Origin of the sequence: Streptomyces ossamyceticus (assembly GCF_001418475.1) — a bacterium.
GTDB classification, from domain to species: Bacteria; Actinomycetota; Actinomycetes; order Streptomycetales; family Streptomycetaceae; genus Streptomyces; species Streptomyces ossamyceticus.
In genome coordinates, this window is record NZ_LIQX01000327.1 from 1 (window position 1) to 15639 (window position 15639).

General features: G+C 72.0%; 11 protein-coding genes. 5 read left to right on the forward strand and 6 right to left on the reverse strand.

All coding sequences use genetic code 11. The features are described from left to right. Window positions 1-2 precede the first annotated feature (2 nt). Both AOK15_RS23785 and solA read right to left on the reverse strand, forming a co-directional pair. The gene (locus AOK15_RS23785; RefSeq protein WP_055520159.1) at window positions 3-974 is read right to left on the reverse strand and encodes a succinylglutamate desuccinylase/aspartoacylase family protein; all 972 of its coding nucleotides are present in this window, start codon (window positions 972-974) and stop codon (window positions 3-5) included. A gap of 18 nt (window positions 975-992) precedes the next feature. Then, window positions 993-2129 carry an N-methyl-L-tryptophan oxidase gene (gene solA, locus AOK15_RS23790; protein WP_055520161.1) on the reverse strand — a complete coding sequence of 379 codons (1137 nt, stop codon included), beginning with the start codon at window positions 2127-2129 and terminating at the stop codon, window positions 993-995. A 283-nt stretch (window positions 2130-2412) separates the two neighbouring features. Between solA and AOK15_RS23795 the strand changes: the two genes are divergently transcribed. Further along, window positions 2413-3159, forward strand: coding sequence for an IclR family transcriptional regulator (locus tag AOK15_RS23795; RefSeq protein ID WP_055520163.1), 747 nt, complete (start codon window positions 2413-2415; stop codon window positions 3157-3159). 278 nt (window positions 3160-3437) lie between these two features. Next, window positions 3438-4181, forward strand: a complete 744-nt coding sequence (locus AOK15_RS23800) for an IclR family transcriptional regulator (protein WP_055520179.1) — start codon at window positions 3438-3440, stop codon at window positions 4179-4181. A gap of 64 nt (window positions 4182-4245) precedes the next feature. Here the strand turns inward: AOK15_RS23800 and AOK15_RS23805 are convergent, their stop codons facing one another. The 3 genes from AOK15_RS23805 to AOK15_RS23815 are packed head-to-tail and all read right to left on the reverse strand — an operon-like array spanning window position 4246 to window position 9871. Next, window positions 4246-5685, reverse strand: a complete 1440-nt coding sequence (locus AOK15_RS23805; RefSeq protein ID WP_055520165.1) for an NAD-dependent succinate-semialdehyde dehydrogenase — start codon at window positions 5683-5685, stop codon at window positions 4246-4248. Next, window positions 5682-8606, reverse strand: a complete 2925-nt coding sequence (locus AOK15_RS23810; protein ID WP_055520168.1) for an FAD-binding and (Fe-S)-binding domain-containing protein — start codon at window positions 8604-8606, stop codon at window positions 5682-5684. The genes AOK15_RS23805 and AOK15_RS23810 overlap by 4 nt, the downstream gene beginning before the upstream one ends. Then, a complete protein-coding gene (locus AOK15_RS23815) occupies window positions 8603-9871 on the reverse strand; it encodes an aspartate aminotransferase family protein (protein ID WP_055520171.1) in 1269 nt (422 codons plus the stop codon). Before AOK15_RS23815 ends, AOK15_RS23810 begins: the two co-directional genes overlap by 4 nt. A 247-nt stretch (window positions 9872-10118) precedes the next feature. Here AOK15_RS23815 and AOK15_RS23820 point away from each other — a divergent pair, with 247 nt between their 5' ends. Further along, window positions 10119-11744 carry a PucR family transcriptional regulator gene (locus AOK15_RS23820; protein WP_055520175.1) on the forward strand — a complete coding sequence of 542 codons (1626 nt, stop codon included), beginning with the start codon at window positions 10119-10121 and terminating at the stop codon, window positions 11742-11744. 168 nt (window positions 11745-11912) lie between these two features. Then, window positions 11913-13037 carry a GH12 family glycosyl hydrolase domain-containing protein gene (locus tag AOK15_RS23825; protein ID WP_055520177.1) on the forward strand — a complete coding sequence of 375 codons (1125 nt, stop codon included), beginning with the start codon at window positions 11913-11915 and terminating at the stop codon, window positions 13035-13037. A 98-nt stretch (window positions 13038-13135) separates the two neighbouring features. On the opposite strand, the gene AOK15_RS23830 is transcribed toward AOK15_RS23825, so the two are convergent. Then, window positions 13136-14086: a CE1 family esterase gene (locus AOK15_RS23830; RefSeq protein ID WP_420876953.1), complete on the reverse strand. Its 951-nt coding sequence runs from the start codon at window positions 14084-14086 to the stop codon at window positions 13136-13138. 551 nt (window positions 14087-14637) lie between these two features. Between AOK15_RS23830 and AOK15_RS23835 the strand changes: the two genes are divergently transcribed. Continuing rightward, on the forward strand, window positions 14638-15639 hold a 1002-nt coding region (locus AOK15_RS23835; protein WP_157870348.1), incomplete at its 3' end, for a glycoside hydrolase 43 family protein.

Sequence of the window (15639 nt, forward strand, 5' to 3'; positions counted from 1 at the left end):
GGTCAGTTGTGTGGTGTGGCGATGGCGGCGAGTTCGGTGCCGGGGCGGACGGTGAGTCCGTTCATGCCGTAGATGATCGTTCCGGTGGCGTTGGCGGTGACCTTGTGTTCGGTGCCGTCGACGGGGTCGATGATGCGGCCGATGGTCTGTCCCTCGGTCACGTCGTCGCCGGTGACCGCGTCCGGGTACCACAGTCCGGTGGTCTCGGAGGCGGCCTCGCCGGCCCAGATCCAGTCACGGGGCCGGGCGGTCGGCGGCTTGACGTGTGCGGATGCCCCGATGACGCCGAGGTGGTGCAGGATCCGGTGGAGGGCGTCGAGGAGCCTGCCCACGGTGTCCGGGTGCCGGTCGCCGAGTTGGCCGGTCTCGACGAGGATCGCGGGGATGCCCTGGCGGTTGGCGGCGGCGTGGCTGTTGCCGCCCTCGGGGCTGGTGCCGAAGATGACCCGCTCGTATCCCACCGCATGCGCCAGGGCCCGGTTCCTGGCGTCGAGTTCGGTGTCGCCCGTGCGGCGGTAGCCGACGAAGTCGAGCAGGTGCTGGTCGATGCCGCCGCTGTGCAGGTCCACGTAGGCGTCGGCGCCGTCGAGGAGGTGCGCGAACAGCCAGGCCGCCATCCGGTCGGTGGGGCCGCCGTCCGGGTCGCCGGGGAAGACGCGGTTGATGTTCACACCGTCCAGGGGCGAGATGTTGAGCCTGCCGCCGTAGACCGCCGGCGGATTGGACACCGGACAGATCACCACCTGCCCGGCGACCTCCTCCGGCTCCAGCAGCCCGGCCAGGCGGGTCGTGGCGTCGACACCGACGAACTCACCGCCGTGGACCCCACCGGTGATCACGACCCGGGGACCGGGACGGGCACCGTTGACGAGGATCAGCGGCACCTCGACCGTGGTGGTGCCCAGGTCGGCGGGCAGAACCCCGCGCGTCTTGCGGCCGGGCTCGGCCCGCAGCGTACCGATGGTCAGAGTCATGACTTACCTCGTTCGGACTCAGGCCGCGGCGCGGTCGACGGTGGATATGAAGTCGATGGGCTGGGCGGAGGTGCCGTCCAGCGCGAGGTCGGCGGCGATGTCGCCGAAGGCCGGGGCGAGCTTGAAGCCGTGGCCGGAGAAACCGGCGAGCAGGACGACGCTCTCGGCGCCGGGCAGCGGGCCGACCAGCGGGCGGCTGCTCTTGGTGTAGCCCTCCATGAAGACGGACAGGCGCGTCGGGTCGGGGTGCAGGTCCGGCGCGTAGCGGCCGATCAGCTCGGCGAAGATGTCCAACTCCTCCGGCTGCACCGTCCGGTCCAGTTGGTTCGGGTCGCCCGCGTGCTTGTGCAGGGCCTGGGAGAGGCCGAGCTTGACCGACACTCCGTCCGGCGAGGGCAGGCCGTAGAAGTGGGTGGGCGCGGTGCGGATGAACGCGGGGCGCTCCTCGCCGAACCAGGCGTCGGTGGTGGGCACGAACCAGGCGCTGATCAGGCGGCGGACCTCCACCTCCCACGGCAGGTCGGGCAGCAGGTCGTTGACCCAGGGGCCCGGAGTGACCACGGCCGCGTCGAAGCGCTCACTGCCGGCGTCGGTGCGGATCTCGACACCGTTCGCGACGGGGACGATCTCACGGACCGTGGTGTAGCGGTGGATGACGGCGCCCAGCTGCTCGGCGCGGCGGGCGGCGGTCTGGATGGTCAGCTCGGGGCGGATGAGCCCGGCGCGGCGGTCCAGGACTGCCGCGTCGCCGTCCTCCAGCCGGTACTGCGGGAACCGCTTGGCGAGGGCCTCGGCGTCCAGGACCTCGTGGTCGAGGCCGTGCTCGGCGATGGACTCCAGGACGGTGGCCATCTGCTGCTGCTCGGTCGGCCCCATCAGCAGGCATCCGGTCAGACGGCGCAGTTCGCGGCCGGTCTCCTGCTGGAGCTGCTCCCACAGGGTGTCGGCGTGCTTGAGGAGCGGGACGTAGCGGGAGTCCTCGAAGTGGGCGCTCCGGAAGATCCGGGTCTCGCCGCCGGCGGCGCTGCGGTCGTGGCCGGGGGCGTACCGGTCGTATCCGACGACTTCGGCGCCGCGGGCGGCCAGCCGCCAGGCGGCCTGGCTGCCCATCGTTCCGACGCCGACGACGGCGACCCGCTTCCTGGCAGCAGACACAGGACTTTCCTTTCGTACCGTCGAGGCGCATGCTGGCCTCGACGCGAGGATGTTCGTTTCGAGTGGGTTTGGACGGGGGCTGTGTCCTCCGGGGACCCAGGGCTCGCATCCGTCCGCTTCTCGGAGTCGCTCCGGCTCTCTCTTGGACCTTCACTCGGGGAGCCGTGCCACATTGTGGAACGCTGTGCTAGAATCTGGCACAGACAATGACAGTGGCACGGAGGGGAGTCAAGAGGGTGTTCACAGAAAATTCCGTGGACCAACGGGGGAAAAACGGATGGAAATGAAGAGCGTCACCAGGTCGCTACGCATCCTGGAAGCCGTCGCGCAGCATCAGCCGGTGACCGTGGGGGAGTTGACGAAACTCTTCGGCCTACCGAAGTCCACGGTGCAGCGCACCCTGGTCACCCTGGCCGAAGCCGGCTGGCTGCGGGCCAACCGCAAGGACACCACCCGCTGGGAGATCGGCGCACGCGTCCTGGCCGTACGACCGGCCGCGCTACAGGGCTCCAGCCTGTTCGCCGCCGCCCGCGAGCCCATGATGCAGCTGCGGGACCAGGTCGACGAGACGATCCATCTGTCGGTGCCCGACGCCCTGGACGGCATGGTCGTCGTCGACCGCGTCGACTGCGCGCAGGCCGTGCGCACCTTCCACACGATCGGCGATCTGTCACCGCTGCACGCGACCGCCGTGGGCCGCGCCGTGCTCGCCCACCTCCCCAAGCGGGACGTCGAGGAGTTCATCGCGGGCGGCCTGGAGCGCTTCAGCGACACCACCCCGGTCGACCCCACCGAGCTGCGCACCGAGCTGGACCGGATCCGCACCGACGGGTACGCGGTCAACCACAACCAGTTCCGGCCTGGCGTCTGCGCCGTCGCCGCGCCCGTCCTGGACGAGGACGGCACCCCCCTGGCCGCCGTGGCCATCTCCATGCCCGACTCCCGCTACGACGCCGAACGGACACCCGAGTGGGGCCGGCTCGTCGCCGACACGACCGCGGAGATCGCGCGGCGCCGCCTGGGCGCCTGACGCAGCCACCGCCCTGTGCCCGGCCGGGGGAACCGGGCACAGGGCGATCGCATCTCGCGGCACGGTATGGCCTGGTCGGGGCCATCGCTGCCCATCGCCGCGAGGGCACCGGATTCCCGCTCCCCCGTCGACGCCGATCCGAACCTCGGACAGCCGACGAGTGTGCGTGCCATATTGTGGAACGCCATGCTAGAATCCGGCACGATCTTGTGTGGGCCCCCAGGGGGCCAGGACATGAACAGGACGACCTCGCCGACCTGAGGGGGCACCGGATGGAGATGAAGAGCGTCACCAGGTCGCTACGCATCCTGGAAGCCGTCGCCCGGCATCAGCCGGTGACAGTAGGGGAGTTGACGAAACTCTTCGGGCTCCCGAAGTCCACCGTGCAACGCACCTTGCTGACTCTCAACGAGGCGGGCTGGCTGCGGGCCAACCGCAAGGACACCACCCGCTGGGAGATCGGTGCGCGGGTCCTCGCCGTACGACCGGCCGCGCTACAGGGCTCCAGCCTGTTCGCGGCCGCCCGCGACCCGATGATCCGGCTTCGTGACGTGCTCAACGAGACCATCCACCTCTCGGTGCCCGACGCGCTCCAGGGCATGGTCGTCGTCGACCGCGTCGACTGCGACCACGCGGTGCGCACCTTCCACGCCATCGGCGACGCCTCGCCGCTGCACGCCACAGCCGCCGGCCACGCGGTCCTCGCCCATCTCCCCGCGTCCGATGTCAACGAGATCGCGACGGGCATCCTCGAGGGCTACGGCGAGGAGACCATCACGGACCCCGGGGAACTGCGCGCGGAACTGCGCCGCGTCAAGGACCGCGGATACGCCGTCAACCACAACCAGTACCTCCAGGGCGTCTGCGCCATCGCCGCCCCCGTCCTCGACGGTGACGGCGTCCCGCTGGCCGCCGTGGCGGTCTCCCTGCCCGACTCCCGCTTCGACGCCGGCCGGCTCCCCGAGCTGGGACGGCTGGTGACCGACACCGCGGCGGAGATCACCGCCCGCCACCCGCGCTGAGGAACCCCGCGCGGGCAGGGCGCGGCGCCGCGGCAGTCGTCCGACCGGCGCCGCGTCACCGCTGTCACCCGACGGGCACCGCGAGGTACTGGTACTCCAGGAACTCGTCGATGCCGACCCTGCCGCCCTCGCGGCCGAGCCCCGACTGCTTGACACCGCCGAAGGGCGCCGCCGGGTTGGACACCAGACCGGTGTTGAGGCCGACCATGCCGACCTCCAGGCGCTCGCTGACGCGCAGGGCGCGGTCCAGGCCCTCGGTGAAGACATAACCGACGAGCCCCCACGGGGTGTCGTTGGCCCGGCGGACCACCTCGTCCTCGTCGTCGAAGGTGAGGATCGCCGCGACCGGGCCGAAGATCTCGGTGTCCATCAGACGGCTGCCGGAGTCGACGCCGGTGAGCACCGTCGGCGGGTAGAAGGATCCCGGACCCTCCGGGGTACGGCCGCCGACCAGCACCCGGGCACCGCGCTCGACCGCGTCGGCGACCAGTTCCTCGACCTTGCCCCGACCGTTGCGGTCGATCAGCGGACCGACGTCGACACCGTCGCGCGTACCGGGGCCCACGATCAGCGCGCCCATGCGCTCGGCCAGCCGCCTTCCGAACTCCTCCACCACGGAGGTGTGCACGAAGAAGCGGTTGGCGGCGGTGCACGCCTCGCCCATGTTGCGCATCTTGGCGACCATCGCGCCGTCCACGGCCTTGTCCAGGTCCGCGTCCTCGAACACGATGAACGGCGCGTTCCCGCCCAGTTCCATGGACGTGCGCACCACCGCGTCCGCGCTCTGGGCGAGCAGCAGGCGGCCGACACCCGTGGAGCCGGTGAAGGACAGCTTGCGAATCCGCCCGCCGCGCAGGAGCGGTTCGCACACCTCCCCCGCACGGGAGGTGGTGACGACGTTCAGCACGCCGTCGGGCAGCCCGGCCTCCTTGAGGATGGCGGCGAGGGCAAGGCTGGAGAGCGGGGTCTGGGGAGCCGGCTTGAGCACCATCGTGCAGCCCGCGGCGATCGCCGGGCCGATCTTGCGGGTGCCCATGGCCAGCGGGAAGTTCCACGGGGTGATCAGCAGACAGGGGCCCACCGGGCGGCGGGAGAGCAGCATCCGGTTGCGGCCGTCGGGCAGGGTGCCGTGGCCGCCGTCGATCCGGACGGCCTCCTCGGAGAACCAGCGGAAGAACTCGGCGGCGTACGCCACCTCTCCCCTGGCCTCGGCGAGCGGCTTGCCCATCTCGGCGGTCATCAGATGGGCCAGCTCGTCGGTGCGCTCGACGATGATCTCGTAGGCCCGGCGCAGGATCTCGCTGCGGGCCCGGGGTGCCGTACGGGCCCACTTCTCCTGCGCGGCGACGGCCGCGTCCTCGGCGCGCTGCGCGTCCTTGGGGCCCGCGTCGGCGACATGGCAGAGGATCTCGCCGGTCGCGGGGTCGTCGACGGCCATGGTGGCGCCGTCCGCGGCGTCGACCCAGGCGCCGCCGATGAACAACTGTGTGGGTGTGTCGGTCATGGGGTTCCTCCAGGTTGATCGGCGGCGGGGTCGAGCAGTTCCGCGAGGTGCAGGGCGCGGACGCCCCGGTCACCGGCGAGGTGGTCGATCTGGGTGGCGCAGCTGAAGCCGTCGGCGACGACCACGGCCGGTCCCTGGGCGTCGACGGCGTCGAGGCGCGGCTTCAGGGCGAGGTCGGCGACGGCCATCGAGGTGTCGTAGTGGCCGGCCTCGAAGCCGAAGTTGCCGGCGAGTCCGCAGCAGCCCTCCGCCTCGTCGACGTTCCGCACCCCGAGGCGGCCGAGCAGGTCGCGCGGGTGGTGGCCCTTGAAGGTGGCGTACTCGTGGCAGTGGGTCTGCAGGACGACGTTCTCCGGCAGCTCCGGTGGCGTCCAGCCGGGCTCGGCGAGCTCGGTCAGCGCTCCGCTGAGGGTGTGGACGCGGGCCGCGACCCGCCGGGCGGCGTCGGTGCCGAGCAGCTCGGGCACGTCGCGCTTGAGGGCGGCGGCGCAGCTGGGTTCGGCGACGACTACGGGGCGGTCGTCCCCGTTGTCGAGCCGGGCGACGGTACGGGCCATGACGCGGCGGGCGACGGACAGCTGGCCGGTGCTGACCCAGGTCAGGCCGCAGCACAGGCCCTCCTGAGCCGTGCAGGGGATGCCCGCGTCGGCCAGGACTCGGCTCGCGGCCCCGGCGACCTCGGGCCGGAAGGCGCGGGTGAAGCTGTCGACGAAGAGCAGCGTCTTCGCCGGTTCACCGGTCCGCGCCGTGCGCAGGGCCTGCCGCAGCGCGTGCCGGGAGGCGAAGGCCGGGATGCGGCGCTTCACCGTCACCCCGCCGAGGCGGGCGAGCAGCTTGCCGACCGGGCCGCGCAGCAGCGCGTTCAGGGGGCGGGCGGCGTAGCCGGCGAGGGCCGAGGCCAGCGGCAGCCAGCCCAGCGAGTAGTGGGAGCGGGGCCTGAGCCTGCCCTTGTAGTGGTGGTGCAGGAACTCCGCCTTGTACGTGGCCATGTCGACGCCCACCGGGCAGTCGCTGGAACACGCCTTGCAGGACAGGCACAGGTCGAGGGCGTCCCGCACCTCGGTGGAGCGCCAGCCGTCCTCGACGGTCCCGCCGCGCACCATCTCCTGGAGCAGCCGGGCCCGGCCCCGCGTGGAGTCGCTCTCCTCCCCCGTCGCCCGGTAGCTGGGGCACATCACGCCGCCCGCGTCGCTGCGGCAGCGGCCGACGCCGACACAGCGGCGGACCGCGCCCGCGAAGCCGTCCTCGTCGTGCGGGAAGGTGAAGAGGGTGTCGACGGGCACCACGTCGGCCGGGGTGTGCAGGGCGAGGTCGGCGTCGAGGGGGGCCGGGTCGACGATGACACCGGGGTTGAGCAGCCCCTCGGGGTCGAAGATCTCCTTGAACGCGGCGAACGCCCGGATCATGCGATGGCTGTACATGACCTCCAGCAGCTCACCGCGCGCCCGCCCGTCGCCGTGCTCACCCGACAGGGAGCCGCCGTGGGCGACCACGAGGGTCGCCGCCTCGCCGACGAAGCGGCGCGCGGCGGCCCGGCCGGGGCCGGTGGCGAGGTCGAAGTCGATGCGGACATGGACGCAGCCGGCGCCGAAGTGGCCGTAGAGCACCCCGGTGAGTCCGTGGGAGGCCAGCAGCTTGCGGAAGTCCCGCAGATAGGCGGCGAGGTTCTCCGGGGCGACGGCCGCGTCCTCCCAGCCGGGCCAGGACTCCCCGCCGTCGACGAGCCGGGCGGCGAGCCCGGCGCCGTCCTCGCGGACCCGCCACAGCGAGCGCCGCTCCTGGGGGCTACGCACGACCCGCCCGCCGGTCGTCCGGCCGTGGGCGTTGAGCGCGTCGAGCAGTTCGGCGGCGCGGGCGTCGACCGTCGCCTGGTCGTCGCCGTCGAGTTCGACGTACAGCCAGGCCCGTCCCTCGGGCAGTCCGGTCACGGAGTCCGGGCCGCGGCGGGCACGCATGGTGGCGACGATCGCCTCGTCCATGCCCTCGACGGCGGTGGGATTCCAGCGCAGGATCTCGGGCACGTCCTCGGCGGCGTCGACCACGTCGTCGTAGCCGAGGGTGAGGAGCGTGGAGGCCTGTGCGGTCGCCACCAGGCGGACCGTCGCGGCGGTGACGACCGCACAGGAGCCTTCGGTGCCGACCAGGGCACGGGCCATGTCGAAGCCGTGCTCGGGCAGCAGGTGGTGCAGCTGGTATCCGGAGACATGGCGCGGGACGCGGCCCAGTTCGGTGCGGATCGGCGCCAGGTTGGCGTCGATCAGGGCGCGTACGTCGGCGCGGAGGCGGGCGACACGCCGGACCGCGGCCGTGTCGTCCGGGTCCGCCGCGCGCAGGCCCTGGTGGTCGGCGACGACCCGCACGCCGTCGGCCGTCACGAACTCCAGGGCCTCGATGTGGCTGCTGGTCCGGCCGTGGCGTACCGACCGGTTGCCGCACGCGTCGTTGCCGATCATGCCGCCGAGGGTGCAGCGGCTGTGCGAGGACGGGTCGGGGCCGAAGGTCAGGCCCTGGAGGGCGGTGGCGCTGCGCAGCGCGTCGAGGACGACGCCGGCCTCGACCCGGGCAGTGCGCGCGATCGGGTCGATGTCGAGGATCCGGTTCATGTGCCGGGAGAAGTCCAGGACCACGCCGGGGCCGACGGCGTTGCCGGCCATGCTGGTGCCGCCGCCGCGCGCGGTGACCGGGATTCCGGTCTCCCGGCAGGCGCGGAGCACCGCGACGACGTCGTCGGCGCTGCGGGGGAACACCACGGCCCGCGGGGGGACCCGGTAGTTGGAGGCGTCGTAGGCGTAGGGGCCGGTGAAGCCGGCTCCCGTCTCCACCCGCAGACCGGGCGCCAGCCCGTCGAGCCGCGCGACCAGCTGGTCCAGCGCCGGGGTGGTCGGCGCCGACTGCTCCAGGGCCGTGGTGGTGTCGGTCATCGCTCCGCCGCTCCGGATGTACCGGCTTCCACGGCCGTCGCCCAGGCCTGGAGGCCCTCGTCCACCGCGACCTCGTCGATGACGAGGGCGGGAATCATGCGGACGACCTGGTTCCAGGCGCCGCACAGCAGCAGGAGCAGGCCCTCGTCGATGGCGGCGCGCTGGACGCGGGCGGCGGTCTCGGGGTCGGGGGCGCCGTCCTCGGTGACGAACTCGGTGGCCAGCATCAGTCCGAGGCCACGTACGTCGCCGATGCCGGGGGTGCGGTCGGCGACCGCCTCCAGGCCCTGGCGCAGCCGCTTGCCCATGGCCTCGGCGTTCTCGACGAGCCGCTCGTCGCGGACGACGTCGAGGGTGGCGCAGGCCGCGGCGCAGGCGACGGCGTTGGCGCCGTACGTACCGCCCTGCGAGCCCGGCCAGGCCTTGGCCATCAGCTCCTCGGAGGCGGCGATGCCCGACAGGGGGAAGCCGCTGGCGAGGCCCTTGGCGGTGACGAGGATGTCGGGCGTGACGCCGAAGTGATCATGGCCCCAGAAGCGGCCGGTGCGGCCGACGCCGGTCTGCACCTCGTCGAGGATGAGCAGGAAGCCGTGCCGGTCGGCGCGTTCCCGCAGCCCTTCGAGGAAGGCGCGGGTGGCGGGCACGTAGCCGCCCTCGCCGAGGACCGGCTCGACGATGATCGCGGCGGTGTCGGCGGGCGAGGAGATCGTCTGGAGCGTGTAGTCCAGTTCCTGGAGGGCGAAGCGGGTCGCGGTGTCCTCGTCCCAGCCGTAGCGGTAGGCCGCCGGGAAGGGGGTGACGACCACGCCGCTCATCAGCGGGGAGAACCCGGACCGGAAGCGGGTGCCGGAGGTGGTCATGGACGCCGCGGCGACGGTGCGGCCGTGGAAACCGCCGTGGCAGACGATGATGTTGGGCCGGCCGGTGGCCTGGCGTGCCAGGCGCAGGGCGGCCTCCACGGCCTCGCTGCCGGAGTTGGTGAAGAAGAGGCTGTCGAGGCCGGTCGGGAGCACCTCCCCGAGCTTCTCGACGAGCTGCCGCAGGGGCTGGTGCATCACCGTCGTGTACTGGCCGTGGACAAGGGTGGCCACCTGTTCCTGGGCGGCCGCCACGACCTTGGGATGGCAGTGCCCGGTGCTGGTGACGCCGATACCGGCGGTGAAGTCGAGGTAGCGGCGGCCGTCCTCGCCGTAGAGGTGGACGCCCTCGCCCCGGGTCGCCACCACGGGTGTGGCCTGGCGAAGGTGCGGCGACAGTGCGGTCATGTTCGTCTCCCGGCCTCGATCTCGGTCTGCTGCGGCCCTCCGAGCATCTCGGGGGGCCCGGACGGCGCCAACGCGCGAAGTGTCCGGACGGGACGCGACATCCGGACGTTGTGTCAGCGCCATCGGGGCGGTGCTGGCTGTTCGCCTGTGGGACCTCTCTTGCGCAGGTCAGCGACGCTTGTCACAGTGGCCGGGCACTTCCCCGCGGGCACGGCCCGGTGCGCGCGGGGCACCCCCTGGAGGCACCGTGAACGACACCCATCCGGCCGCTCAGGGGCCCGCCCGTCCGCTGACCGTCGCCGATGCGCTGGCCCTGCCCGTGCTGGCCGCCGGGCAGCCGCTGGTCGTCACCGGTGAGGCGGGGCTCGACGGTCCGGTCCGCTGGGTCCACATCACGGAGCTGACCGATCCGGCGTCCTTCCTGAAGGGCGGCGAACTCGTCCTCACCACCGGGATGCCGCTGCCGCAGGACGCGGCCGGTGTGCGCCGGTACGTCGACGAACTCGCCGACGTCGGGGCCGCGGCGCTGGTCATCGAGCTCGTGCGCCGCTACCACCGCCCGCCGGACGCGCTGGTCGACGCGTGCCGTGTCCGGGGGCTGCCCCTGGTCACCCTGGCCAAGGACGTCAACTTCCTGGAGGTCACCCAGGTCGTGCACGCCCTGCTGCTCGGCAACCAGGCGGACGCGATGCGGCGCACCCAGCGCGTCCACGAGGCGTTCACCGCTCTCACCCTGCGCGGGGCCGGGCCGGAGGACGTGGTGCGCGCGGCGGCGGAGATGAGCGGCCGCACGGTCGTCCTGGAGAACCTGGTGCACCAGGCGCTGATCTGTGAGCCGTCCGGCGGCACCGTCGAGGAGGCGCTCACCGGCTGGGAACACCGCTCCCGGGCCACCGGGACGGGCGAGGGGACGGTGGTCCAGGGACCGGAGGGCTGGCTCACGGCGCCCGTCACGTACCAGGGGGAGCGCTGGGGGCGGGTGGCGATGCTCCCGGCCGGGCCGGACGGGCCGGCCTTCGGGCCGGAGGACCGCACCGTGCTGGAGAGGACCGCCATGGCCCTGACCGTGGCCCGGCTCATCCACCCCACCCCCTGGGAGCACACCGCCCATCGCAACGCCCTGCGCGACCTGGTCGAGCATCGCCACCGCTCGGCGGAGGACGCCCGCGCCCGCTGTGCCGCGCTGGGGCTGCCGGCCGACCGGAGCCGCTTCGTCGCGGTCCTCGTGGACCTTCCCTCAGGCGGCGGGGGCCAGGAAGCCGAGGCCCGACTGCTCCAGGGGTTGCACGCGACCGGTGTCGCGGGCCTCGTCGGTGAGCTGGCCCCCGGCCGGGTCGGCGTCCTGCTGGCCCTGCGTCCGGCCCAGCCCTGGCGGCCGGTCGTCGAGCAGGTGTGCGGCGCCGTGCACGGTGGGGAGCCCCGGCCGGTCGTGAGTGTCGGTTCCGAGGTCACGGATCTGGCCGAGAGCGCCCGTTCCTTCCGGGAGGCGGCCCGTGTGGCCGAGGCCACCCCCGGCAGCCTTCCGCTGCCCGAGGGGCGGTCCTTCCACGAGTTGTCCGACATCGGTCTGCGGCGCCTGCTGTACGCCCTGCGTGAGGACACCCGGATCCAGGAGTACACCGAGCGGCAGCTCGGCCGGCTCATCGAGCACGACACCCAGCACGGCTCCGACCTGCTGACGACGCTGCGCCACTACCTCGACGCCGCCGGCAACAAGACGACCGCCGCACGCCGGGGCGGCCTCGCCCGCGAGACCATGTACCAGCGTCTGCGCACCATCGAGCGGCTCCTCGGCCGTGACCTCGAATCCGGGGAGGAGCGCACCGAGCTGCATGTGGCCCTCGCCGCGCTCGACGCGCTGCGGGCCCGGTGACGCGGGACGACCCGTCCGTACTCACCCACTGCACCAGGGTTGTCAGGGGCATGGCCGGCTCCTACAGTCCACAGCGGAACAGGAATTGGGAGCGCTCCCATCACGGGGGATGCCCGGAGCGCCCGCGCGACCCCACCTTCCCGGCCGTACCTCCGAAAGAGGTCCCCCATGCGACCGTCACCACGTCTTCCGCGCATCCTGCGCGGCCCGCTCGGCGCATTCGTCACCGCGCTCGTCACCGTCGCGGCGCTCTTCGCCGCCACACCCGAGGCCCAGGCCGACACGACGGTGTGCGAACAGTTCGGCTCGGCCGTCGTCCAGGGCCGGTACGTCGTCCAGAACAACCGCTGGGGCACCAACGAGCCCCAGTGCGTCACCACCACGGGCTCCGGTTTCCGGGTCAGCCGGGCCGACGGTTCGGTCCCGACGAACGGCGCGCCGAAGTCGTACCCCTCGATGTTCAACGGCTGCCACTACACCAACTGCTCGCCGGGGACGAACCTCCCCGCGCAGCTCTCCCGTATCTCCAGCGCTCCGAGCAGCATCTCGTACGGGTACGTCGGCGACGCGGTCTACAACGCCTCGTACGACATCTGGCTGGACCCGACACCCCGGACCGACGGGGTGAACCGGACCGAGATCATGATCTGGCTCAACAAGGTGGGCCCCATCCAGCCCATCGGCTCGCAGGTCGGCACCGCCACCGTGGGCGGGCGCAGTTGGCAGGTGTGGCAGGGCGGCAACGGCACCAACGAGGTGCTGTCCTTCGTCGCCCCCTCGGCCATCGGCAGTTGGAGCTTCGACGTGATGGACTTCGTCCGGCAGGCCGTGTCCCGCGGAATGGCGCAGAACAACTGGTACCTGACGAGTGTTCAGGCCGGTTTCGAGCCCTGGCAGAACGGCACGGGGCTGTCCGTGAACTCGTTCTCCTCCACCGTCGAGACGGGCGGCGGGCCCGGCGGTCCGGGCGGCGGCGCCGGGTGCGCGGTGTCGTACGCCACGAACGTGTGGCAGGGCGGGTTCACCGCGAACGTCACGGTCTCCAACACCGGTTCGTCGCCCGTCGACGGCTGGCGGCTCGCCTTCACCCTGCCGTCCGGGCAGCAGATCACCGGAGCCTGGAGCGCGTCCGTGTCCCCGTCGTCGGGTTCCGTCACGGCGAGCAGTCTGGCGCACAACGCGAGCATCTCCCCCGGCGGCAGTCAGACGTTCGGCTTCCAGGGCACCTACAGCGGCTCCTTCGCCTCGCCGGGCGCGTTCAGTCTGAACGGCACGGCCTGCACCAGGGCGTGACGCGACCGGCGCCGGACGCTCCCACGGCGTCCGGCGCCGGCCGGTCACGGTCGGCCGGTTCCCCTGACCCGGGCCGGCCCGGGTCAGGGCGCCGTGGTCTAACCGAACTGGGTGAAGAACTTCCAGATCTCGCCCGGCAGCCAGGTCCGGGAGCCGCTGTCACCGCCGCGTCCGTCCTGCGGCGCGGCGATGTGTCCCTCGTCGAAGGCGGCCCAGGCGACCGGGTACCCGGCCGCGCATCCCGAGTAGGTGGTGACCCGGTGCTGGAGACTGCCCTGCGCCGGCTCGGGCGGGTTCTGGGCGGCGCAGCCGTTGTTCCTGACGAACCTGTCCCGCATCGACCGTCCGCCGGAGATGTTCAGGACGCTGTCCCTGAGGCCGTGCACACCGAGGTAGGCGATGCGCTGGCCGCCGCCGTTGCATCCGCTGAGGACGCCGCCGCTCTGGACGGCGACCGCGCGGAAGACGTTCGCACGGGAGCACGCGATCGAGTAGGACATGGCGCCGCCGTAGCTGAAGCCGAGGGCGAAGCGCTGTGTCGTCTCGACGCACAGGGCCCCTTCGATCCGCCTGAGCATGTCGTCGACGAGGGTGATGTCCTCGCCGCCCGAGTTGGCCCAGCCGTTGTTGAGGCCCTGCGGCGCGACGAAGATCGTGCTGTTGTTCGCCAGCCGCTGGAGACCGTAGTACGCCCAGGTGCCGGTCTCCACGGTGCGGCCCGTGGCGACGTCGTTGGAGGTGCCGCCCAGCCAGTGGAAGCCGAAGACCAGCCGGTAGGCGCGGTTGCGGTCGTAGCCGTCCGGGACCCGCAGGATGAAGTTGCGGTTCTTGCCGCTGCTCTGGATCGTGTGGGTACCGCTGGCCAGACCGGGCGCCTTGCCGCAGCCGGGGCTCCCGGCTGCCTCTCGGGCAGGTGCGGCGGCGGGGTCGGAGGCCGCGACCGCGGCGCCCGCGCCGGGGCCTGAGGTCAGGGCCGTTCCGGCCATGGTCAGGACGAGCAGGACCGCGACCATGGCGGGCCGTAAGAGGTTCCTTGTCCTCGTGATCATGCGACTCCCTCTGTCTCGGAATACGGCTGTGCGGGGAGAGCGGGGCCGATGCGGGCAGCGCGCGTCCGTGAGCGCCTCACCGCCGAAGCGGTCACGGATCGATGAATGTCGTGCACCTGACATTGATGAACGGGCGCAAGATTCGAGCTTGTTCACGATCGAACCACATCGGCCGCCCGGTGGTAGTCCGGGAGCATAGAGAGACAGCACCACATGTCAACACCTCTCGACCGACGCATCTCACGCCCCATCCGCTCGATTTCAGCCCCTGATCAAGCGAAAGATTTCGAGTTGAAAGGCGAATCATGCGAGGGGTATTGACTCGGTTCATCGTCCTCCTATCATCCAAAGTGCTCGATGAGTCGGCTGGTGTCCGAGATGGCGAACGGGATGGACCCTCCCTGACGCCGCACACCACGAGAAGTGACAGAGCACCCCCCACGCACGCGCACATCGCCGCACCCGCACCGCGCTCCGGCAGCAGCCCCCACCGCCCGGCCGCCGGCGATTCACCCGCCGCCCCAACGGCCCGGCCACACAAGGAGACCGACATGGATCTGTCATGCCCTCGTCACCAGTGGGGCCGTCGTCGAGCACTGACCGCGGCAGCGGGACTGGCGTCGGGTGCCTTTCTCCCCCTGACCGCGGCGGCCCGCGGCATCGCCGCCGAGGGGCCGGACAGCGCCGCGGCGAACTTCACCAACCCGGTCGTCTGGCAGGACTTCGCCGACATCGACGTCATCCGCGTCGGCGACACGTACTACGCCTCGGCCTCGACGATGCACTACTCGCCGGGCGCCCCCGTCCTGCGCTCGTACGACCTGGTGAACTGGGAGATCGCCGGCCACTCGGTGCCGAGCCTCGACTTCGGCGCCAAGTACGACCTGAACGGCGGCCGCGGGTACGTCCGCGGGATCTGGGCGTCGTCGCTGGCCCACCGGCCGAGCAACGGCACCTTCTACTGGCTCGGCCAGATCGACTTCGCCAGGACGTACATCTACACGGCCACCGCCGCCGAGGGACCTTGGAGCAGGCTCACCACGATCAACACGCCGTACTACGACGCGGGGCTGCTCGTCGACACCGACGACACCTTGTACGTGGCGTACGGGAACACCACGATCAGCGTGGCGCAGCTGTCGCCCGACGGGCGCACCCAGGTCCGTAACCAGCAGGTGTTCACGACCCCGTCGAGCGTCGGCACCCTGGAGGGCTCCCGCTTCTACAAGATCAACGGGCAGTACTACATCTTCCTCACCCGCCCCGCGAACGGGCAGTACATCCTCAAGTCGTCCAGCGGCCCCTTCGGTCCGTACACCATGCGCCAGGTCCTCCTCGACCTGCGCGGGCCGATCCCCGGCGGCGGCGTCCCGCACCAGGGCGGGCTGGTGCGGACGCAGAACGGCGCCTGGTACTACCTGGCGTTCGTGGACGCCTACCCGGGCGGCCGGGTACCGGCCCTGGCGCCCATCACCTGGACCTCGGACGGCTGGCCCGTGGTGCAGTTGGTGAACGGCGCGTGGGGCGCCTCGTACCCCGCCCCGGTGGTGCCC